Annotated in this window: 23 protein-coding genes and 1 tRNA gene; 12 read left to right on the top strand and 12 right to left on the bottom strand. The window is 43.4% G+C overall.

Annotated elements, in window-relative coordinates:
- Positions 1-46 precede the first annotated feature (46 nt).
- Entirely contained in the window at positions 47-1,210 is a 1,164-nt protein-coding gene (locus tag B2W60_RS09830) for a class I SAM-dependent methyltransferase (protein WP_292361022.1), read from the bottom strand.
- A 16-nt stretch (positions 1,211-1,226) separates the two neighbouring features.
- Here B2W60_RS09830 and B2W60_RS09835 point away from each other — a divergent pair, with 16 nt between their 5' ends.
- Positions 1,227-1,946: an SDR family oxidoreductase gene (locus B2W60_RS09835; RefSeq protein ID WP_292361021.1), complete on the top strand. Its 720-nt coding sequence runs from the start codon at positions 1,227-1,229 to the stop codon at positions 1,944-1,946.
- On the opposite strand, the gene folK is transcribed toward B2W60_RS09835, so the two are convergent.
- Both folK and folB read right to left on the bottom strand, forming a co-directional pair.
- The gene (folK, locus tag B2W60_RS09840; RefSeq protein ID WP_292361020.1) at positions 1,878-2,405 is read right to left on the bottom strand and encodes a 2-amino-4-hydroxy-6-hydroxymethyldihydropteridine diphosphokinase; all 528 of its coding nucleotides are present in this window, start codon (positions 2,403-2,405) and stop codon (positions 1,878-1,880) included. The two genes, B2W60_RS09835 and folK, sit on opposite strands and share 69 nt — an antisense overlap.
- Positions 2,402-2,755: a dihydroneopterin aldolase gene (folB, locus tag B2W60_RS09845; RefSeq protein WP_292361019.1), complete on the bottom strand. Its 354-nt coding sequence runs from the start codon at positions 2,753-2,755 to the stop codon at positions 2,402-2,404. The genes folK and folB overlap by 4 nt, the downstream gene beginning before the upstream one ends.
- A 76-nt stretch (positions 2,756-2,831) precedes the next feature.
- On the opposite strand from folB, the gene plsY reads away from it, so the two are divergent.
- A complete protein-coding gene (gene plsY / locus B2W60_RS09850) occupies positions 2,832-3,428 on the top strand; it encodes a glycerol-3-phosphate 1-O-acyltransferase PlsY (protein WP_292361018.1) in 597 nt (198 codons plus the stop codon).
- On the opposite strand, the gene tsaD is transcribed toward plsY, so the two are convergent.
- Positions 3,420-4,436, bottom strand: coding sequence for a tRNA (adenosine(37)-N6)-threonylcarbamoyltransferase complex transferase subunit TsaD (gene tsaD, locus B2W60_RS09855; protein WP_292361017.1), 1,017 nt, complete (start codon positions 4,434-4,436; stop codon positions 3,420-3,422). The two genes, plsY and tsaD, sit on opposite strands and share 9 nt — an antisense overlap.
- Positions 4,437-4,588: 152 nt before the next feature.
- On the opposite strand from tsaD, the gene rpsU reads away from it, so the two are divergent.
- From rpsU to B2W60_RS09900, 9 genes are all read left to right on the top strand, one after another.
- On the top strand, positions 4,589-4,804 hold the full coding sequence (gene rpsU, locus B2W60_RS09860) for a 30S ribosomal protein S21 (RefSeq protein WP_014705573.1): 216 nt from the start codon (positions 4,589-4,591) through the stop codon (positions 4,802-4,804).
- A 23-nt stretch (positions 4,805-4,827) separates the two neighbouring features.
- On the top strand, positions 4,828-5,289 hold the full coding sequence (locus B2W60_RS09865; RefSeq protein WP_292361016.1) for a GatB/YqeY domain-containing protein: 462 nt from the start codon (positions 4,828-4,830) through the stop codon (positions 5,287-5,289).
- A 67-nt stretch (positions 5,290-5,356) separates the two neighbouring features.
- A complete protein-coding gene (gene dnaG / locus B2W60_RS09870) occupies positions 5,357-7,081 on the top strand; it encodes a DNA primase (protein WP_292361015.1) in 1,725 nt (574 codons plus the stop codon).
- A 95-nt stretch (positions 7,082-7,176) separates the two neighbouring features.
- On the top strand, positions 7,177-9,015 hold the full coding sequence (gene rpoD / locus B2W60_RS09875; RefSeq protein WP_292361014.1) for an RNA polymerase sigma factor RpoD: 1,839 nt from the start codon (positions 7,177-7,179) through the stop codon (positions 9,013-9,015).
- 10 nt (positions 9,016-9,025) lie between these two features.
- A tRNA-Ile gene (locus tag B2W60_RS09880) sits at positions 9,026-9,102 on the top strand.
- A 208-nt stretch (positions 9,103-9,310) separates the two neighbouring features.
- Positions 9,311-10,909 carry an AAA family ATPase gene (locus B2W60_RS09885; RefSeq protein WP_292361013.1) on the top strand — a complete coding sequence of 533 codons (1,599 nt, stop codon included), beginning with the start codon at positions 9,311-9,313 and terminating at the stop codon, positions 10,907-10,909.
- Positions 10,910-11,103: 194 nt separating this feature from the next.
- Entirely contained in the window at positions 11,104-11,814 is a 711-nt protein-coding gene (locus tag B2W60_RS09890) for a hypothetical protein (protein ID WP_292361011.1), read from the top strand.
- A gap of 74 nt (positions 11,815-11,888) precedes the next feature.
- Positions 11,889-12,389 (top strand): hypothetical protein, encoded by a 501-nt coding sequence (locus B2W60_RS09895; protein ID WP_292361009.1) that lies wholly within the window; start codon positions 11,889-11,891, stop codon positions 12,387-12,389.
- Positions 12,389-13,210 (top strand): HNH endonuclease signature motif containing protein, encoded by an 822-nt coding sequence (locus tag B2W60_RS09900; protein WP_292361007.1) that lies wholly within the window; start codon positions 12,389-12,391, stop codon positions 13,208-13,210. Before B2W60_RS09895 ends, B2W60_RS09900 begins: the two co-directional genes overlap by 1 nt.
- 68 nt (positions 13,211-13,278) lie before the next feature.
- Here B2W60_RS09900 and B2W60_RS09905 read toward each other — a convergent pair whose 3' ends face one another.
- A complete protein-coding gene (locus B2W60_RS09905; RefSeq protein ID WP_292361005.1) occupies positions 13,279-14,844 on the bottom strand; it encodes a YfjI family protein in 1,566 nt (521 codons plus the stop codon).
- Between the two features lie 144 nt (positions 14,845-14,988).
- Positions 14,989-15,195 carry a helix-turn-helix transcriptional regulator gene (locus B2W60_RS09910; RefSeq protein ID WP_292361004.1) on the bottom strand — a complete coding sequence of 69 codons (207 nt, stop codon included), beginning with the start codon at positions 15,193-15,195 and terminating at the stop codon, positions 14,989-14,991.
- A gap of 203 nt (positions 15,196-15,398) precedes the next feature.
- On the opposite strand from B2W60_RS09910, the gene B2W60_RS09915 reads away from it, so the two are divergent.
- Positions 15,399-16,286, top strand: coding sequence for a GIY-YIG nuclease family protein (locus B2W60_RS09915; RefSeq protein WP_292361002.1), 888 nt, complete (start codon positions 15,399-15,401; stop codon positions 16,284-16,286).
- Between the two features lie 23 nt (positions 16,287-16,309).
- Here B2W60_RS09915 and B2W60_RS09920 read toward each other — a convergent pair whose 3' ends face one another.
- From B2W60_RS09920 to B2W60_RS09945, 6 genes are all read right to left on the bottom strand, one after another.
- A complete protein-coding gene (locus B2W60_RS09920; RefSeq protein WP_292361000.1) occupies positions 16,310-16,738 on the bottom strand; it encodes a hypothetical protein in 429 nt (142 codons plus the stop codon).
- Complete coding sequence (locus B2W60_RS09925; protein WP_292360999.1) at positions 16,728-17,957, bottom strand: tyrosine-type recombinase/integrase; 1,230 nt, start codon at positions 17,955-17,957, stop codon at positions 16,728-16,730. The genes B2W60_RS09920 and B2W60_RS09925 overlap by 11 nt, the downstream gene beginning before the upstream one ends.
- A 326-nt stretch (positions 17,958-18,283) precedes the next feature.
- Positions 18,284-19,141, bottom strand: coding sequence for a triose-phosphate isomerase (gene tpiA / locus B2W60_RS09930; RefSeq protein WP_292360997.1), 858 nt, complete (start codon positions 19,139-19,141; stop codon positions 18,284-18,286).
- 44 nt (positions 19,142-19,185) lie between these two features.
- Positions 19,186-20,190 (bottom strand): class 1 fructose-bisphosphatase, encoded by a 1,005-nt coding sequence (locus B2W60_RS09935; protein ID WP_292360995.1) that lies wholly within the window; start codon positions 20,188-20,190, stop codon positions 19,186-19,188.
- Positions 20,191-20,270: 80 nt separating this feature from the next.
- The gene (gene fba / locus B2W60_RS09940) at positions 20,271-21,341 is read right to left on the bottom strand and encodes a class II fructose-bisphosphate aldolase (RefSeq protein ID WP_292360993.1); all 1,071 of its coding nucleotides are present in this window, start codon (positions 21,339-21,341) and stop codon (positions 20,271-20,273) included.
- A 186-nt stretch (positions 21,342-21,527) separates the two neighbouring features.
- A complete protein-coding gene (locus B2W60_RS09945; RefSeq protein ID WP_292360991.1) occupies positions 21,528-22,049 on the bottom strand; it encodes an ankyrin repeat domain-containing protein in 522 nt (173 codons plus the stop codon).
- Between the last annotated feature and the right edge of the window lie 104 nt (positions 22,050-22,153).

The following is a 22,153-nucleotide window of genomic DNA, read 5'->3' on the forward strand; positions in this document are numbered from 1 at the left end:
AACTTATTTCAGGACAAGACATCTGCTATGAATAAATCAATAAGCCCTAAAGCCGATAACGCAGATCAGCGGATTTTGAACGGAGCATTTCAATATTTTTTGCCATGCTGAGCACTTTAAACAATTCCCCCATCTGTTCTGGCAACAATAAGCGTTTTAATGCTGCAGCCTGCTGCATCTGATGAAAGGCTGGATTTGCATTATCCTGACTAAGATTAAGAATATCACCTGCCAGCAGGAAATCACTCTGTCTTTGATAACCTTCTAGCTGAAGTCCTTTTTCATAAGCAGTTTCAGCCAGCGCAGTGAAATCAACATGAGCAGTGATATCCTGTAAACCCACTAAAATCAGCGGATCATTATGTGCCTGATGATGGTAGTGACAGCGCAACATGCCCTGATGACGCAGTGGATGAAAATAATCACTGGCCTCATAACCATAATCAATTATATAAATGCCACCCTGTTCAAGCATATCGGCAATAGTTGCAAGCCAGGCAGTTGCTTGCATCGCTATTTCAGTCTGATAGGGGAATTGTTCCAGTAAAGGATGAATTTGTTCACAACGAGACTTTAAATGGGTATTGGTTAAGGGTTGTGTCTGCCAATCAAGCTTTGCATTTTTGAGCCCTACTCCGATCTCATGCAGCTGATCTTTTTCAAACAGAACCTGATGTATCGGCATCGCGTCACAGACTTCATTGGCAACGATAACGCCGGTAAACTTGTTGGGAAGCTGATCCAGCCAGACAACCCGGTTTTGCTGGACACCAAAAATTTTATTTATTTTTTGACGCTGTACTTCACGTAAGTGAGCACTTGCTTCAATAATGTAGTAATGTTTTGGCAGGCAGTCGATCTCACTCAGATAGAGCAACAGATCCACGGCCATCTGGCCACTGCCAGCACCAAATTCCAGGCAATCTGCCCCCGGTATTTGTCTGAGCACATCAGCAATATGAATGCCCAGCGCCTGTGAAAATAACGGGCTTATTTCGGGAGCAGTAATAAAATCCCCTGCTTCGCCGATCTTGCTTAATCCACTGCTGTAATAACCGAGTCCAGGTTGGTATAAAGCCATCTGCATAAATTCAGCAAAGCTCAGCCAACCATTACGGTCTTCTATGGTCTGAAAAATCAGTTGCAACAGTTGATCGCTATGCTGTTGCGCAATGGGGTCAGGTGCAGGTAACTTGGCGGTATGTTTCATTTAGTCGGTAATATCAGTGAATAATCCCATTTTAGTAACAGGTGCCGGAAAGCGAGTCGGATTTCATATCGCTTCCAGGCTAAAGCAGGATGGTTATGAGGTATTGGCACATTACCGTACTGAAACGGATGATGTCCAAAAACTAAAACAATTAGGCATACAGACTGTTCAGGCGGATTTGCAGGATACTGCCAGCATTATGGGGTTTATCGACAAACTGCAGCAATTCAGTCCCGCTTATCGAGGCATTGTGCATAATGCCTCAGCATTTACACCGACAGCAGATGATTTGATTGAGGCTGCGGAGCAATATCAACATTTTTTTAACATACATATGTTAGCGCCGTTTCTGATCAATCAGGCGTTATCAAAGCTGTTAAAGGGACCAGGCAATGATCCGGCCGATATTATTCATATCACCGATATCAATGTTGAAAACCCTACCCCACGTTTTGATATTTATGGCACAACCAAAGCGGGATTGCATAACCTGACGCTGGTGTCGGCAAAAAAACTTGCTCCGCAGATCAAGGTGAATTCAGTGGCTCCGGGACCCGTTTTATTCACCGAGTCACATACACAGGAAGCTAGACAGAAGATGTTGTCTGAAACCCCGCTTGCTCGTGAAGGTGGTGCCGAGCCAGTTTATCTCGCCATAAAAAGCTTGCTAGAGAACCCCTTTATTACCGGTGCGACTATCCCGGTAGATGGTGGTCGCCGTCTCTCCAAAGCGTAAGTCAGACGTTTGTATCAAAACGCCTGCAGGAGGCGTGACTTCTGCAGTGTCAGTTAGATAACTGAGCAGCTCTCGAATAATGGGGTAAAGAAAATACTCATCAGTAATACTGCTGACCGGGATATCAGCTTCTTCTGGCAAACTCAGCTTTTTCAGAATATCGATATCGGCTGGTCGATCTTTGGTTTTGCTTAACGGATCATCCCGATCCCGACCTAAACTAATTTCAATTTGATTGCAGAAGCGCTTTAATTCTATCTCGGACAAATCGGTTTCAACGAAGACGATGGCATTGAGGAAATCCCGATGACTATTCATGCCCACCGGCGGGATTTTTAATACTCGGCTTAGTTTTAGTTCTTTAAACTCTTGCAGCAGCGCAATGACCATTTTTTCGGTATTTTGCTGAGGATTTATGTTGCTGCCTAAACCAAGCAGATAACCTTGTCGCTGTTTCATTCGCTGGAGCGCTCAATCACAATTTGTGCCTGGTTTTTACCATGCAATTGAACAGGTTTGGTTAAGGTGAGTTTGAGTCGCGGAATGGCAAAGGTCTTGAGTAAAAGTTGCGCGACCTCTTCAGCCAGGCTTTCAATTAACAGATATCGACTATTGCTGACAAACTCGACAACGACATTGGCAACCGCACCATAATCCAATGTATTGGTTATATCATCTGATGCAGCGGCTTTACGGATATCCCAATCCATTTCAAAATCAAAGCGCAATGTTTGTAGTGTTTCGCGCTCCCAATCATAGATGCCGATAATCGTGTCAATTTTCAAATCATTTAGAAAAATTTTATCCATGATGTCGCTTCAATGTTGGCAAAAGTGGTAATGGTACTGAATAATACCGCTACATTTTCAAAGGTCGCATCATAACATGCCTGAATTAACTGCCATCGCGCTGCTTGCATTGCTCGGCGCCTACCTTATAGGCTCATTATCGAGCGCTGTCATGCTTTGCAAGGTCTCAGGTTTACCTGACCCCAGAACTCAGGGCTCAGGCAATCCCGGCGCGACCAATGTGTTGCGGATGGGCAGCAAAAAGCTCGCAGCACTGGTTCTGCTTATTGATGTATTAAAGGGCGTCATCCCGGTATTAATCGGACGAATGTTAGGCTTTGATATTGATATCCTGGCTTTAATCGCTTTCTTTGCATTTCTTGGGCACTTATACCCTGTCTTTTTCCAGTTTAAAGGTGGCAAAGGTGTCGCAACAGCATTAGGTGCATTTCTGGCGTTGTCACCTGCGTTGGCTGGAGCGGCGTTACTGACTTGGATTCTGGTTTTTGCCATTAGCCGGATTTCGTCTTTATCCGCCATTGCCGCTGCGGCAATGACACCGGTTTATAGCTTATGGCTTATTGATACGGTGTTTGCACGTACGGTTATTCTGTTCATTGCCTTATTGTTGCTATGGCGGCATCGTAGCAATATCCAGCGTTTGCTGGCCGGTGAAGAGAAGAAGTCAGGCTGAAGCTGGCGGCGTTAACTCATCTAATGGCCAACGCGAACGCACATTAAACGTAGCATCGGTTTCAAGTAGCATCGCCTGATGGCGCATAGCACCGGCAAATGCAATCATCGCTCCGTTATCGCTACAGAATTGTAATTGCGGGTAATAAACCTGCACTTTCGGTAATGCATCTAAAGCCGCGCGCAAAGATTTATTGGCACTGACGCCACCGGCCACGACCAAACGCTTATGACCACTTTGTTTTAATGCACGGCGACATTTAATCACCAGGGTTTCCACCGCCGCTGTTTGAAACGCCAGCGCAATATCGGCTTTGGCCTGTTCACTCTGATCACTGTTATGCCAGGTGTTTAAAGCAAATGTTTTCAAACCACTGAAACTGAAATCCAAACCCGGACGATTGGTCATCGGTCTGGGAAAGATATGGGCGCCCTCTTGTCCTTTTTCCGCTAAAGCCGCTAAGGCCGGGCCGCCCGGATAACCCAGCCCCAACATTTTGGCGGTTTTATCAAACGCTTCACCCACCGCATCATCAATGGATTCGCCCATTAATTCATATTCCCCCACGCCCTTAACATCAACCAGTAAGGTATGGCCGCCGGAAATTAATAAAGATACAAATGGAAATGCCGGTGGATTCGCTTCCAGTAACGGCGATAAAAGGTGCCCTTCCATATGATTGATTGGCAAGGCTGGAATATTTAACGCCCAGGCCAGACTGCGGCCAATTGCCGCGCCCACCAGTAAAGCCCCTACCAGACCCGGACCCGCGGTATAAGCCACTGCATCAATATCTTTACGTTGCAGACCCGCTTCATCCAGAACCTGTTGCATTAAGGGTAACGCCTTCTGAATATGATCACGGGAAGCCAGTTCCGGCACCACACCGCCATATTCGGCATGCATATCTATCTGACTGAAAAGTGCGTGAGCTAACAATCCTTTTTCAGTATCATAAAGTGCAATACCGGTTTCGTCGCAAGATGATTCAATTCCTAAAACACGCATAAATTTATTCTGACTGCATTAAATTAATGCCAATTATTATGCCTTGCTGGGGGTGGTCTCATCCAACTAATTCGCATTTAGTATTTTCTTTCCGAAATAGATCTCGTACAATTAAGGGCTTTTCCGTAATTGTCTGTTTAGGAATGTATTGAATGCCATCTGTTAAGGTTAAAGAAAACGAACCATTTGACGTAGCTTTACGTCGTTTCAAACGTGCTTGTGAAAAAGCCGGTACGGTTGCTGAAGCTCGCGCTCGCGAAGCTTATGAAAAACCAACAACTGTTCGTAAACGTGCTGCAGCTGCCGCTGTTAAACGTCACCAAAAGAAACTGTCTCGTGAAAACGCTAGCCGCGTTCGCATGTACTAATTGCTGATTAGAATCTCATTCTAATGCCTCAAGAAGCCAGTCCACTCAAAGCTCGAATTCAAGATAGCGTAAAAGACGCAATGCGCGCCAAAGACAGAGATCGTCTTGGCACCTTGCGCCAAATCACCGCTGCCATCAAGCAAGTTGAAGTCGATAATCGCCAGGATATGTCAGACGATGACATTATCGTTGTGCTGACCAAAATGACTAAGCAGCGCAAAGATGCCTTGTCGCAGTTTGAGCAAGCTGGCCGTGATGACCTGGCGGTCATCGAAAAAGCTGAATTGGCTATTATTGAAGAATTTTTGCCAACAGCTTTGAGTGAAGCAGAATTGCAGTCAGCTATCGCAGATGCAATTCAAGAGACAGGCGCTAGTAGCCAGAAAGACATGGGTGCGGTGATGAATGTGTTGCGTCCGAAAGTTCAGGGACGTGCTGATATGGGCGCAGTGAGCAGCCAAGTCAAGGCCGCGCTCAGTTCCTAAGCCAGCATACCAGGTCTTTTTTCAGACGTGGTTAACATTCAAGACAGACTTCGGCCATAATTGATTTATGGCCGGACAAATCCCTCCACAGTTTATTGACGAATTGCTCTCACGAGTCGATATCGTTGATATTATCGATGCGCGTGTACCGCTGAAAAAAGCCGGTAAAAATCTGCACGCCTGTTGTCCTTTTCACAACGAGAAAACCCCCTCATTTACAGTCAGTCCTGATAAACAGTTTTATCACTGTTTTGGCTGTGGTGCGCACGGCACGGCGATTGGCTTTTTGATGGAGTACGATCAACTCAGCTTTCCGGAAGCCATTCAGGAGCTTGCCGATACCGTTGGTATGCAAGTCCCGGTCACACAACAAGCTGCACTAACCCCCGCCAGACAAAACCTTTATGACCTGATGGATAAGGTCAGTCGTTATTACGTTCATCAACTGCAAAATCATCCGCAGCGCCAACCCTTTCAGGACTATATTCAACAACGTGGTCTCAGTCCCGAAACCGTAGCCGCTTTTGACATTGGTATGGCACCAGACGGCTGGGACAATGTATTACGCACTTTTGGCAATAATCAGCAATCCCAGGATCAACTGTTCGAAGCCGGAATGCTGATTAAAAATGACAAGGGGCGTACTTACGATCGTTTTCGTGATCGACTAATGTTTCCTATCCGTGACCGTCGGGGCCGCGTTATCGCTTTCGGTGGTCGCGTTATTGATGCCGACGGCACGCCAAAATATCTGAACTCACCCGAAACGCCCATCTTTCATAAAGGCCAGGAACTGTATGGCTTGTATCAGGCCCGTAAAGCCAATCGTCGATTGGAAAAGATCCTGATAGTAGAAGGGTATATGGATGTGATCGCGCTGGCGCAGTTTGGTATTAACAATGCGGTGGCCACATTAGGTACTGCGACAACATCCGAACATTTAAGACTTTTGACGCGCAGCGCGCCGGAAATTGTTTTTTGTTTTGATGGCGATCGTGCCGGTAAAGAAGCCGCCTGGCGAGCGGCTGAAAATGCGATGCCAATACTGGGTGGCAATTTTGAGCTGAAATTTATGTTTCTGCCTGAAGGGCAGGATCCCGATACCATGGTGAGGGAGCAGGGGGCCGCTGGTTTTAATCAGTTAGTCGATCGGGCACAAAGTTATTCTGAATTTTTCTTTGCCACCTTGCTTTCCCGGGTGGATAGTCAATCGATGGATGGCCGCGCCAGGCTGGTTGAAATTGCCAAACCCTATCTAAGACATATCCCTGCAGGCTTGTATCGCGATATGCTGGAGCAGCAGCTGGCAGACCATGCTAAAACCAATATTGTCACGTTAAACAAACACTTGGAAAAGCCTGCGTCACCACCACGAGCAAAAAACGCCAAGCAAAATGCAATGGCCAATATGACGCCTGTGCGTATGGCCGTGATGATTCTGTTACAGCATCCACAGTTGTATGAGGCTGTTCCGGATACAGATAATTTGCATCAGCTGGATATGCCAGGTTTGGCGATTTTAATTCAGCTACTTGAAACCATGCGTGAGCATCCCCATCTTAAAACCGCACAGCTTTTGGAGCGTTGGCGAGAAACTCAACAAGCCCCATATCTGGAAAAACTTGCAATGCAACCGCTGAATTTGTCGCCAGAACAACTGGAGCATGAACTCATTGGGATTGTGAGTCGTCTAAACAAGCAAGCAAGAGATGAACGTTTAACTTATCTGATGAGTAAGCCGCTCAGTCAATTAACTGAGGCCGAAAAAATGGAAGTAAAATCCTTTAAGTAAGTGTTCTGTAATCAAAAATGATGCAATAACGAAGTGCTTTCACTATAATATAGTGTTACCGCCAAAAACAGCGTCACCATGCATAAAGAGGCCGAATGAAAGATCAGCAATCACGCGTTAAAGAACTTATCGCCCTTGGAAAGGAGCGCGGTTATCTCACTTACGGCGAGATCAATGACCACCTTCCAGAAGATTTGGTCGATGCGGATCAGGTCGAAGACATCGTCAGTATGTTTAGTGATCTGGGTATCATGGTCCATGAAGATGGCATGGATACCGATGAGATGGAGCGCCTTGCCGAGGCAGTTTCATCAAATGATGAAGTCTCTGATGATGAAGCGGCTGCCGTTCTGGCAAGTTCAGATGGAGAGTTTGGTCGTACTACTGACCCTGTACGCATGTACATGCGCGAAATGGGCTCTGTTGAGTTATTAACCCGCGAAGGTGAAATTGTCATTGCAAAACGCATTGAAGCTGGCTTGCGCGAAAGCCTGTTAATGCTGTCCACCTATCCACCCGTTATTTCATCATTCCTTGAATTTTATGATGCTGTAGAAGCGGGCGAAATGCGACTGAATGAGCTGATTCGTGGTTTCGTGGCTCCTGAAGAACTCGTTGCCGAGGATGACGATGACGATGATGTGACCAGCAGCACAGATACTGATGACTCTGACAGTGATAGCGATGACGACGATGATGTTGATGGTGTAAGCGATGACGAAGATGATTCTGGTGAAATTGACCCGGAAGAAGCCCGTGCCCGTTTTACCGCGTTACGTGAAGCCTACAATAATGTCCTGGTAGCCGAAGGCGATGCCATGATTGAAGCGCGTGAACAGGCCAGTAACCTGTTCATGGAATTCAAGTTAACACCAAAAACGCTGATTTTCCTGAACGATTTAATGGCAGAAACCATTGCCGAAGTACGTAAACAAGAAAAAATTATCATGGACATCGTCGTTCAGCAGGCAGGAATGAATCGCCGTGATTTCATCGATGCCTTCCAGGGTAATGAGAGCAACCTCGAATGGTCAGATAAATTTGTTCGGGCCAAAAAACATTATTCGTCCACCATTAAGAAAAATCTGGATGAAATTCTGGCGGCACAAACAAAATTGGCCGAAATTTCAGAACAACGTGGCTTGGATATTTCAGAGATAAAAGAAATCAGCCGTCAAATGTCGATTGCTGAAGCCAAAGCGCGTCGTGCCAAGAAGGAAATGGTCGAAGCCAACTTGCGTTTAGTTATCTCTATTGCCAAAAAATACACTAACCGTGGTCTGCAATTCCTCGATTTGATTCAGGAAGGCAATATCGGTCTGATGAAAGCAGTCGATAAGTTTGAATATCAGCGTGGTTACAAATTCTCTACCTATGCAACATGGTGGATTCGTCAGGCAATTACCCGTTCTATTGCCGACCAGGCGCGTACTATTCGTATTCCGGTACACATGATTGAAACTATCAACAAACTCAATCGTGTTGCCCGTCAGATGTTGCAGGAAATGGGACGTGAGCCAACTCCTGATGAGCTGGCAGAACGCGTGGAAATGCCGGAAGACAAAGTCCGTAAAGTGCTGAAGATCTCCAAAGAACCGATTTCGATGGAAACACCAATTGGTGATGATGAAGATTCACATCTGGGCGATTTCGTTGAAGATATCAACGTGATGTCACCAGCAGACTCCGCTATCATCGAAGGCCTCAGAGAAGCCACTCAGGGCGTTCTGAACGGTCTGACCGAGCGAGAAGCCAAAGTATTGCGTATGCGGTTTGGTATTGATATGAATACCGACCACACACTGGAAGAAGTCGGTAAACAATTTGATGTTACCCGTGAGCGTATCCGTCAGATCGAAGCCAAGGCGTTACGTAAACTGCGTCACCCATCACGCTCGGATCAACTGAGAAGCTTCCTCGACTCAGATAGCTGATTACAAAATCGGGCCTATAGCTCAGTTGGTTAGAGCAGGGGACTCATAATCCCTTGGTCCCAGGTTCGAGTCCTGGTGGGCCCACCATATAAATCAAAGCCTTAGCGCTAATTTTAGCGCTGAGGCTTTTTTGTTTTTATCTCATGTAGACACTATGTAGACAAAAAATAGCGGAGATGCCTATAAGGACTGCTATATTCTCGCATCAAAAATATTACGCAGTATTGATTCTCATGGAAAAGGTCTTCATTCTCATCATCTGTATGAGATTTCTTAAAGCGTTAAAAGGATTTGTATGAGCGACTTCAATTTGACTTACCCTGTAGCTGAAGGACAACATGAAGCGAAGACAATAAGTTCTGGTGAACTGACATTTTTGGTTGGTGCCAACGGCACTGGCAAGTCAACACTGATGCATAGATTCGCGACCCTTAACCAAGGCAAATTCCGTCGAATTACTGCCCACAGGCAAGTGTGGTTTCATTCAAACACGATGGACCTGACCCCACAGGGAAGGCATGACCATGAACGAAGCATGATCGCCAGTGAGCAGAGAGAAGATGCACGCTATAGGGATGACAACGCAAGCACACGGTCACAAATAACAATATTTGATCTCATTGACTCAGAAAATGTTGAAGCAAGAGAGATAGCAAATGCTGCTCGTGCTGGAGATATGGAGAGAGTTGAAAGACTAGCTATGCTCCAGTCACCACTCTCAAAGCTTAATGAAATATTGAGAATAGCTAACTTGGGGATTCAAATACGAGTTTCATCTGGTACAAAGTTAATGGCTACCAGGGATGGAGTTCCTGAATATAGTATAGCTGAGCTTTCAGATGGTGAGAGAAACGCAATACTTATAATTGCAAGTGTCTTAACAGCTCCACAAGATAGCTTGATTTTGCTTGATGAGCCAGAGCGGCACCTTCATAGATCAATTGTTTCCCCACTTATAAGCACGCTCTTGGCAAATAGATCAGATTGTGCATTCGTAATTTCAACTCATGATGTCCTTTTACCTTTAGATCAAGATAATGCATCGGTACTCTTAGTAAGAAATTACAGGCACAATCCTCGCTTTTGGGAGATAGATTACCTACATGACATTGATCAAATTGATGAGGAAATTGCTGAAGCAATTCTGGGCTCAAGAAAGAAAATATTATTTATTGAGGGGGCTCCAACAAGCCTAGATTTGCAGATATATCAAATCTTATTTCCTTCAATATCAATTAAGCCCGTAGGTAGTTGTGTAGATGTTGAACGGATAGTGAAGGGGGTATGCCTATCAGAAGGAGGGCACTGGCTGACCGCTATAGGTTTAATCGATAGAGATAACCGAGATCAGGATGAGTGTGAGATGCTTGCTGCTCAGGGAATCATAGCGATCGAACAATATTCCGTTGAATCGATTTACTATCATCCAGTTGTTATATCGGGGGTATTGAGTCGTGTGTCAGAAATACACGGTTTAGATGCAGCCGCAACAATGGAAGCCCTGACTGAAGCAGCGGTGGGAGCAATCGACGTACACAAAGAGAGAATGGCTGCACGAATTGTAGAGAGGAAGGTTAGGGATCGGCTTCTATTTGAAGCGCCAAACTGGCAAAAAATCAAATCTGGAAACGTTGAGATAGGCTTTTCAACAGCACAAATATATGAAGAAGAAGCCCAATATATCGAAAGCTTGATATTAGAAAAAGATCTCGCAAAGCTGATTTCTAGGTATCCAGTTCGAGAGACACCAGCACTTGAAGCTGTCTCCAGAGCATTGTGTTTTCAGTCGAAGTCTCACTATGAGCAGGCGGTAAGAAAAATGTTGTTAGATAGTGAAGTTGATAGAGCTAATCTACATTCACTTCTTCGGCCCATCAGCGATCGTTTGCTTTGAATATAAAAAAGTTTATTCACATCATTATCTTAAGAACCACTCATTTTCTAGGTTGAACATTTTCGTACAGTTATTGAAAGAACTCCAAGTCATGGCCCTACAGAAACGGTTAATTTCAAAGATAAACATCATTATTATTCGAAAGGTTGTGTTTGTTTATTGGCCAGCTAAAGCAACCATCGGTTATGCTACGGATGCATGAATTAAGTTATCCTCGCGGGGCTGTATATATTTTTGAAAACGCTAAAGCTCGGCGTGTAAAAGTGGGTATGACAATTCTAAGCACGACAAATGTTCTAGATCGACTCAGGGATGTCAATAACATGTGGCTGGGGAGAAAAGTCACTTGTCAGGTTTGTGGAGGTCGACGTTTCATCAACTCCAAAGGGCTTGTTCCTCAACATGCAGTAAGTGGCGTTGGATGTCCCGGGGGCGATAGGCTTCCGATTGAGAGAGATGTAAGGCTTGCTGAAAAGTATCTGGGGGATCTCAAAAAACTTATTAATAAAGTTACTGGTAATGAAAAAGGGTCAGTCTCTAGAAAAATTAATTCTCTTGAGAAGCGAGTTAGTCTTTATAGACATTACATTCAGCCTAAAGGTATGTGGCAATTCAGCACTGCTTATTACACTGAGCGCCCTGAACAGGTTGAGTCAGAGACTCATCAAATACTAGCTGAGAGCCTCGATAAGCTTGCTCCTATTGGAGAAGTATTTTGTTGTTCAGTATCAGAGGCCTCCAGAGCCGTCGAGTTAGCATTGAGTCAGCTTGGTATTTTAGATGCAGCGAAGAAAGAGATAAACAACTTCACCGTATCAAAAGAGCACGGCCAATGTGTAATATGCGGCAATTACTTAACAAATACTGGAGCTTGTACAAAGTGTAGAGAACGCTTTTTAAGCTGAACCAGCCAAATAGTGGCTTACTTTGTTGATGTACTTATTTTGAGTAGGCTGAATAAATAGATGAGCTACCTGTTATGAAACTTGACCCCACGAAACTCTCAACAATTATCGGTTTATCCATAATGACAGCTTCAGAATTAGCAGTCTCATATCAAGTCACAATGAGTGGTATAAATCAGCTAAGCACTCAATCTGTTATCAGTGAGTTGAACAGGACCTCTAATTATTATGGTGACACCCCTAATCTATACGAAAATAAGGTTTATGTCGATCAGACTGAAAGCTTCAGGGCTCACCAAGTTGGAGGCTTTATTACCTTTGATACTGCGGGTACCGTCGCAATACTTGAAAGTGAGGGATGTAGTTCAGTAACTGATGCTGGTTTAACGGAATATATCGTTAATCTGGATGACTTAATCGATAATCCTATCTGCACATTTATTACAAGCTCTCCAGTAGGCCTAAACATAGTATCGGATGGTACTTCAATTCGAGTGACAACTAACAAGCCATATGAGGGAACAATTAAACTAATATTTTTTGAACAACTTATTGATATAGATGTAGAAGTTTGATGTTTGAGATAGGCAAAGAGTATCACCGAAAATCTGAAATCCATGAACGGTTCAAGGGGCAAGCTCAAGGTGGAATTTCAACCCCTAAAGATCATAGATTGCTTTTCATCTTTACATCCGAGGGCGAAGAAAACGGCTACATGGATGAATATCGACCTGACGGTACATTTTGGTATACCGGCGAAGGACAGGTTGGGGATATGCAGATGAAAAGTGGTAATCGAGCAATATTAAAACATAAAGAAGACGGAAAAATCATTTATGCATTCGAGTACACTAGAAAAGCATATGTGAGGTTCTTGGGGCAAGCAGAGTGCTTAGGCTACCACGAAGAAACTAGGCCAGATAAATTTGGCCAGGACAGGATGGCCATAATTTTTCATCTAGATATTGACTCATCTCTTAACGAAATCCCTGGAAAAGCAGTTTCTAAAAAGGAATGGTCTCCAAGCGACCTAAGAGAAAAGTCTATTAAAGAGCTCAGGGAGGCAGCACTTCAAAAGCCATCTAGATCAGCGAGTAAATCAGAAAAGCGGCAATCAGCATATTACCGTGCAAAAGCTTTAAAGCTGTATATTAGTAGAAGGTCAAAAGGCTTCTGTGAAGGGTGTACTATGCCATCTCCTTTCCATACCAAAAAAGGTCCATATATTGAATGTCATCACCTGCATAGGCTCGCTGATGGAGGACCAGATCATCCTATTAACGTCATTGGACTCTGCCCTAATTGTCATAGGAGAGCACACCATGCGAAGGATTTTCGTGAATTTAATGATTCATTGAAATTAGTTGTTAAGAAAATCGAACAAAATATTCTCTAAGATGACAAAAAAAACCATCTAAACCTCCTAAATAAGTATTGATGGTTTAGATGGCCCGTTCGAGTCGGTTATAAAAATACAGGATTAATTTTGTAATATGGTAGAGGTCGTCTGCCACCTTGCTGACTCGTTTCACGAACTTCAATCGCAATCCAGTTATTTTCTATTAATATCTGGCAAGCACCTTCAACCTCTTCTCTGTCTTTTAATCCAAACCAACCTTTGTTATATACATTTTTTGCAGTAAATGGGCTGGGTAAAGCTTTATCTTTGATCTTGCCACACAACTTAATTGCTGCAGCTACTTCAGGCTTTTCAGCTACTGCATATATTTTTCTTGCATGAGTTTCTAAATACTCACACACATTAATAGCAAGTTCAGCTGTGGCTGATTTGATAGAGCCCTTAAACCCCTTATCGATGCAATCTATGCAATGAAATACAAGAGCTAAGGCGGGCATTAAAGAACGGTATTTTCCAAAATGCTCTTGCATTAAAGGATTATCTTCATTAGCAATTTTTTCTGTTTGTAAGCGAGTTAACCATTTGTTAAATACAGATTGTGCCTCTATATCAAAACGAAAATACGGTCTACTTTCATCATCGTCAGCCCATGCTCCAAGGTCTCTAAAATTGATTTCAGAAAGTTTTTCAAGAATGTTCTGTACTTTATCCTTAGCTGCTTTATAAGGTTTTCTATCGACAAGTATCCATGTTTTAGGTAATTCCGGCCATACTGCTAGCTGAAGGCGCTGTAAAAGCCCATCATTATTCCCTTGGGTTGCTTGATACAGGTATCGTTTAAGTTTGTCAGGCTGAATGCCTCCGAGTAAGCTAATACAAATATTGCTTACCTCAGTAAGTCCCCTGGAAATTTTCACGTCGGTGTAACTGCCATTTCCGTTCCAGCCTTCTAGAAAATATGCCCTTTCATCTGCATGCTCTTCGCGATCCCATCTTACAAGCAGAGCAGTTAATTCATCTCTAAAAACCAGTAAACCGCGTTCATTTTGCTTCTGAATAAGGGTCATGCCCTGAATGGTGGTTTCATTTGCCTTAAATAGTCGCCTCTTAGGTGGTTCTTGAGACTGTTTATAAATTTCAGCATAATCATGTTTTAATACAGCCATTGCATCAGCATCTACCGTACCGGTGACGCCGTTTCCCTTAGAAAGCTTCTGAATTCTTTTTTCAATATCTTTTATTTCAAATTCCCTCTGTAGTTCTTCAGCCTTATAAAAGCCTTTCTCATTTTCAAATTTTTCACCATGTTTAGCTTGTAGGTTTTCAAGCATCCGCAAGGCTTCTTGCATACTTGGTGTTTTGAGCACAACAGAAGGCTGTCCAATACATGTACCCCATAGATTTGGGATCACCTCCCAATCATCCTCTTGTTTTGGTCTAATGCCGCAGCCGGAACCAATTACTGAACTAAAAATAACTAAGGCTGATATTGTTGAAAAATCTGCAGGCGTCTGCATTCTGTGACTCACATCGACTAACCAATCTTTCAAAGCGTCAGGCATAAGCTCTTCCGTCATGCTCATCACGCTGGGTGTCGTGGTCACTATAGGATTAGGTTCACCCCAGTCCATATAAGGAAATTCATCTGACTTTTCTTTAAAGGAATGCATAACAAATACCCCCTTTTAGAGAGGAATAATCCCTTATAAGAAAATTTTGCTTATAAGCAACTCGAAAAAATGAGCAAAGTAGCTTGTTTATAGCTTTCTTAAACAGGCTTTCATTCATTTCATGAAGAAACATGGTCTGCACAGTTATTTACCTCCTTGATGAGAGGTAGATAAACGAACTTGTTGTTCAACGTAGCTTTCAAGATCGCTTTGACGATACCTAACAGCTCTACTTCCAATTTTAATAAACGGTATTTTTGCTCCTGCCCATCTATCCCTTTCTAAGAATGCTCTACTAACACCTAAATAGTCTGCTGCTTGTTGTGAATTTAAAAGTTGTTCATTTGTCATCTGGTTATCTCCGTGTGAATTAAACTGACGGAAACATCCTCAATCGAAAAACAACTAGATCCAACAGTTATTTTTCAAATCTCTTATAAGGGAATTATTTTTATTTTTGGTTAATTTTTGACCATTTTGAAAATGTTTTTGCGCAAAATGGGATCTACTAGCACAATGCATAATATGCAGTAATTCGACACTAGGAAGAAAATATGGGTATTGGACGTACTATCAGAATTTATTTGGACGATGGTGCGATCACGGGGATAAAGCATGCTGAGATTGTGAATTGGACAGGACAAGCGATTTCATCTCCTAGAACGCAAATTAAAACGCTTAGTGAGTGGCCTGAATCTAAAAAGCCTGGTGTTTATTTCTTATTCGGTGTGGACGAAGAATCAGGTAGACAGGCTGCATATATTGGAGAAGCTGAAAATGTATACGACAGGCTACAAAACCATGCGCTTAATAAAGACTTCTGGAACGAAATAGTTTTTTTCACGAGCAAAGATGAAAATCTGACTAAGGCTCATGTGAAATACCTCGAATCAAGGTTGCTTAGTCTTGCGAAATCAGCGAATCGATATGTGCTTCAAAATGGAAACGGCCCACAACTGCCAGTTTTACCTCGTGGTGATAGGGATTCGATGGAAGAATTTATCGGTAATTTACGAACACTGCTTGGAGTGGTTGGCCACAAAGTCCTCGAAGCTCCCGCAGGACATGAAAATGAAGCTCAGCAAGTTGTTATTCCCAAGCCTGAGCAAGATATTTTGAATTTAAAACTTAGATTGAATGTTTCTGGAATATTAGCTTTCGCAGAAATTAGTGATGAGGGAATTGTTGTCTTAAAAGGGTCGCAGTTATCCAGTAATACCAGAGAAAGTCTTGGTAATGGCTATAAAAAACTTAGAGATGAGCTAGTTTCTTCGGGAATAATTACTGAACACGGCGGAAAACTAATTTTTACTTCGAATCAACTTTTTACTAGCCCTTCACAAGCTGCGGCAGTCATTGTTGGCTATTCTATTAATGGTCGAAATCACTGGTGTGATGATTCTGGAAGAACACTCAAAAATTTAGAAGAACAAAATGTTTAGGAAAGGATCTTCTAATGAAGGATTCATGATTGTAGATTTGTATTAGCTTGCTTACTTTCCTGAAGGTTTTTTTGGTATTGTTTTTTTGCTTCATTTACTAATTTGCGTAATTTCCCACCCTTATATGCCGCAGCCATAGCCATAAATCCAAAACCAAGAGAGCCAACCATGTTAGCCAAACTAAGCGGAGGGAGTGCTAGATATGCGATGAATGCGAGCATAAAAAACATATCTATGAAGTAGGATCGCATGGCTGCCAATTGGAGAAGCGTGCCATCAGAAGCAATTTCTTCAATTAGTCGTGTTCTCAATTCCTTTTTAGCAATAAACCTACCTCTGAGCTTTTTAAATTGGTTACTCAATAGCTTCTCTATAGGCGGGGAAATATATTTAGCCAATACCGAACCAACAATTCCAATTAGAAGTGAGTAAAAAGCAATATCAAAAGTCATCAGAGATCCCTCTTTTTTGGTTTCCATTCTGGTTATTATTCATGAATGATAAGAGTGAGTCAGTTATTTTTTGCATTGGCTCTCTTAGTCTATCAACATTACTGATTATATAGCCTGCTGTAACATCTCTTGGATCTTTATGATTGACTAATCGTTTCAAAGCATAGGCAGGAATATCGATACTTTCTGCAATCGTAAGGAACGTTCTTCTAAGGTCGTGAAGTGTAAAGTCTACTCCTGACAATTCAGAAACGCGAAGTAAAGACTTACGCGGATCTTGAATGTAACCAGTTTTCGAGTCACTTGGAAATACATAATAACCTTGTCTGGATTCGTATCTTCTTCGAAGTAATGCCTCTAAAAAATCAGATAAGGGGAGCGTGTGAGCTTCTCCATTCTTCGTTTCTTCAATGGTGAATGTCAGGTCTTCAAAATCAATTTGATGCCATTGTAGTTTTGCTGCTTCTGAGCGTCTTAGGCCAGTAAACAACAGAAAATGCAGATAATCTCTGGTTGTTTCATAGTTTAGTTGAAGCGTGGCTTGATACCAGGCCGATAGCTGATGAGCTTTAATAAGCGTTTTACGTCTCTCAACTTTGTACCAGGCTCGAATTTGGCTCAGACGTTCAACCGGATTAACCAAAATGATCGGGTTACCATTCGCATCTTCAAATTTGTTTTTGGCATGGTTGATAAAAGCTTTTAAAACTCTCATAGATCCGTCAGCTCTAGCATGGCTTTTTTTGCCTAACTCTCTATGCCGTTTTTCCACCATATCTTTAGTAATTTCAGCAATGGGTTTTGTCTGCCAATCAGCAAATGATGCATTTATGTGTCGGGTGTAATCATGAATAGTGCTATCACTGAGATCTTTACGAGTGGCTAAGTAATCTCGAAAGACTTCTATCAAGGTAATGGAACGAGCATTCTTTTCTCTTTTTTCTGATAGGGGATCTCTGCCTGTGGCGACTTGCCCTAAAATGTTCATCGCTTGGGTACGTGCTTGTTCAACGGTTAAATTACCGTAGCGACCCAACGTAATGCGTTTAACACGGCCATTAATGCGTTTTTCAACGATGAAGGATTTAGCCCCATTACTGGTAATTCTCAGAGCAAAGCCAGGAATAGAATCGTCTCGATAGAAGCTCTGTGTAGACACTTGACCAGGTTTTGGTGTGGGTGGAAGCGTCTTGTCTACAAATGATTTTGTGATCCTCATGTGTGTCTACATGAGATATTTGTATTTAAAAACAATATGATATGGCTTGTGTATGAAGGTTTTTGCACGTGTTTGAATCCTAGTCTTTGTAAAAAATCCCTTTGGGCCCCATGTAGACACTATGTAGACAGTAGCGCTCAAATAATAGCGATTTTATGCAAAAAATGTCAAACTCGATTACGTGCGAAAATGAGTTAAGTGAATGATATTAAAAGACTATCAAAGAATTTCAAGTTTAGGCCCATAATTCTCATAATCCCTTGGTCCCAGGTTCGAGTCCTGGTGGGCCCACCAATTAAATCAAAGCCTTAGCGTTAATTTTAGCGCTAAGGCTTTTTTATTGATTGGATGCTAATATGGCCGGGCTGGCAAGTGTAGGATTGAGTCGCGGCAAAGCAGATTTGAATAAATTGCTCAGCGTCGAGTGAGGCGCCACCGATAAGGCCTCCGTCAACATCTGCTTGGCAGAAGATTGCTGCAGCATTATGGGCTTTAACGCTACCACCATAAATAATTCGAACAGTTTCACTGCTGGCTACATCATGTCTGGCAATTCGTTGGCGCATAAAGCTGTGTACACTCTGAGCCCATTCCGGGGTAGCGGATTTGCCGGAGCCGATAGCCCAGACAGGTTCATAGGCCAGCACAACATTGGCTAATGCTTTTGGACCTTTATGAGCAATTAAAACATCCAGTAAGCGAGCAATCACTTCTTCTGTTTTGCCTGACTCATAGTCATCTTCGGTTTCGCCAATACAGATAATCGGGGTGAGATCATTGTTGATTGCCTGGGCATACTTTTCAGCGACGATCTGATCTAAAACATACTGATCGAGTTCCAACTTTTCATACAGGCAACGACGTTCCGAGTGGCCAATTAAAACGTAGTGACAACCAAAGCCTTTAATCATTGAAGCCGAAATCTCACCGGTATAAGGCCCTTCATCGTAGGCTGAGACATTTTGGGTGCCCCATTGAAGTCTGGAACCGGACAGGACTTCCTGTGCTTCTCTGAGATACACCGATGGCGGAAACAGAGCGATATCTATTGGTAAAGCGTTCTCACTGCTGGACAGGATGCTGTCGAGCATATGGGCGCTGTGTAAAATATTCTGGAGTAATGTTCGCGGGCTTTCGGTTGGATTGTTCATTTTCCAATTTCCGGCCACCAGTGGTTTACGCATAATGTTTACACCTTAGATAAAACGATTTTGAACAATGGTTCTGTTTACTTTTGCAGATGGTAATCAATCACCCGTTCAACTTCATTTTTTGAGCCGAGAATGACTGGTACACGTTGATGAATACTCTCAGGCTGAATATCCAGAATACGTTGTCGACCCGTTGAGCAAAGACCTCCGGCCTGCTCAATAATAAAGCCAATGGGATTGGCTTCATACATCAACCGCAATTTGCCGCCTTTATCTGGCTCACGCTGATCAAGCGGGTAAAGGAAGATGCCGCCACGGGTCAGAATTCGATAAGCCTCAGCGACCATGGAAGCGACCCAGCGCATATTAAAATCCTTGCCGCGGGGACCTTGCCGGCCTTGCATGCATTCATCAATGTAACGTTGCACAGATGCTTCCCAGAAACGCTGGTTGGACATATTGATGGCAAATTCCTGCGAATCTTCGGGAATGGTCATATTGCGATGGGTCAGCACGAATTCCCCGATATCCGGATCCAGCGTAAAGCCATTAACGCCATGTCCAGTAGTCAGAATCATCAGGGTTGAAGGACCATATAATACAAAACCCGCACACACCTGCTGGCTGCCTGATTGGAGAAAATCTTCCAGGCTGGCATTACAGCCTTCGCGACCCTTTAATATTGAAAAGATAGTGCCCACTGTCAGGTTGATATCAATATTCGAGGATCCATCCAACGGATCAAACAGAGCAAGATATTTTCCCTTGGGGAAATGCCCGGGTATGGCAATCGGCTCATCGATTTCTTCAGAGACCATGCCACTCAGGTGGCCGGTCCACTCCAGCGCATCAACCATGATGTCGTTGGTAATAATGTCCAATTGTTTTTGAGTTTCACCTTGCACATTTTCACTCTCGGCACTGCCAAGCTGACCCGTCATTGCACCACGGCTGACGGCATGTGCAATACGCTTGCAAGCACTGGCAATATCACTCAGTAACATGGTGAAATCACCAGATGCGTTGGGAATGCTGCGTTGTTGCTCAATGATAAATTGGGTCAAGCTGATATGTGGCTTCATGGTTGTTATCCTTAAAAAACGGTTACGCCATTTACTGCCAATGCCAAAGTAAAAAGGCAGAGATTTGTTACCGAGAGAAATCAGATACCTTTTGGGGAAAGCTCTCCGGAGGCATAACGTTTCACCATTTTTTCCAGTGAAATCACTTTGATTTTGCTGGCATGCCCGGCACTACCGAAAGCTTCATAGCGGGATTGGCAGATAGCCTGCATTGCCGTGGTAGCGGCTTTATAGAATTTACGGGGGTCAAAATCGCTGGCATGTTCCGGCTGGCCCAGATACTGTCGAATTGCACCAGTGGTGGCCATACGTAAATCGGTATCAATATTGACTTTGCGTACGCCAAATTTAATGCCTGAGACGATCTCTTCAACCGGCACACCATAGGTTTGAGCAATATCACCACCATAATTATTAATGATTTGCAGCCAGTCCTGCGGGACTGAACTGGAACCATGCATGACAAAATGCGTATTTGGCAGGCGTTGTTGAAGCTTTTGCAGATGACTGATGGCTAAAACATCAGCTGTTGGTGGCTTGCTGAATTTATAGGCACCATGGCTGGTACCGATGGCAACAGCCAGCGCATCGACATGCGTTTGTCTGATGAATTCAACAGCTTCATCCGGATCAGTCAATAACTGACTGTGATCCAGTTTGTCATCAGAACCATGGCCATCTTCTTCACCCATCATTCCGGTTTCCAGGGAACCCAGACAGCCAAGTTCGCCTTCCACAGAAACACCACAGGCATGCGCCATTTCAACCACTCTTCGGGTAACATCGACGTTATAGTCAAAAGACGAAGGTGTTTTCATATCGCTCATCAAAGAGCCATCCATCATCACTGAGCTAAAGCCGGATTGGATAGAGCGTGCACAGACTGCAGGCTCGGATCCATGATCCTGATGCATCACCACAGGCAAATGTGGATATTGTTCTATCGCAGCCAGAATCAGATGACGCAGAAAGGGTTCGCCGGCATAAGAACGTGAACCAGCCGATCCCTGCAGAATGACAGGACTGTCGACGGCGTCGGCTGCCTGCATAATAGCCTGGACCTGTTCCATATTACTGACATTAAAAGCTGGAATCGCAAACTGTTGTTCAGCAGCATAATCCAACAGTTGTCGCATTGATATTAACGCCATAAGCCTACCTTTTTATCTTTGCAAATCTGATGGTTTCTTAAAGAGGACTGGAGCTGAAACTGAATTTAAGTCAGCATCGACCTTGTCTGAATAAAACCATAGGCAGTTTAGGCATATTTTTTTGATAAAAAGAAGTTAGATATTTTTATGAAGCGTATAAGAAAAAGTTATGCTTATGGACAATGACTAACGATTGGACAATAGCTGAATACTGTCCTGAGCATTCATTGATTGAGCCAGACTCATGGCCGTCATGCCATCGGCCGCCTGAAAATCAGCATTAGCACCATGAGAGAGTAATAATTCCATCATTGCTGTTTGATTGAACATAGCTGCAAACATCAGAGATGTTTTTCCATCTGGGGTGGTGGCATTAACATCAGCACCATGTTCTATCAGTATTCGAGCAATATTTACATATCCTTTAAAAGCGACACCTGCCAGCGGTGATTGGTGGCGTAAATTAGCCAGTTCCGGATCGGCACCGTGTTGTAGTAAAAGTCGGGTCATCGTTTCATGCCCATTATAGGCGGCCAGCATTAACAGGCTGTTGCCATTTCTGTCACGAATATTGGGAGCCAAGCCCAGTTCCAGCGGTTTTCTTAATGCTTCGACATTACCCTGGCGGGCGAGGTCAAACAGCTGTTGCGCCAGTGCCAGAGTTTCATCATCTAGTGAAGGCTTTTGTGTTTCTTCAGGTTTATCCACGGGGTAATCCTTCATTTATTTGTCAGATACAAATCTGATCATGATAGGTTAAGCAACAGCCAGGTGGGAAGTCATTTATGCTTTGATTAAACACAGGTTAAGGT

The sequence above is a fragment of the Methylophaga sp. UBA2496 genome, assembly GCF_002341635.1.
GTDB lineage: Bacteria > Pseudomonadota > Gammaproteobacteria > Nitrosococcales > Methylophagaceae > Methylophaga.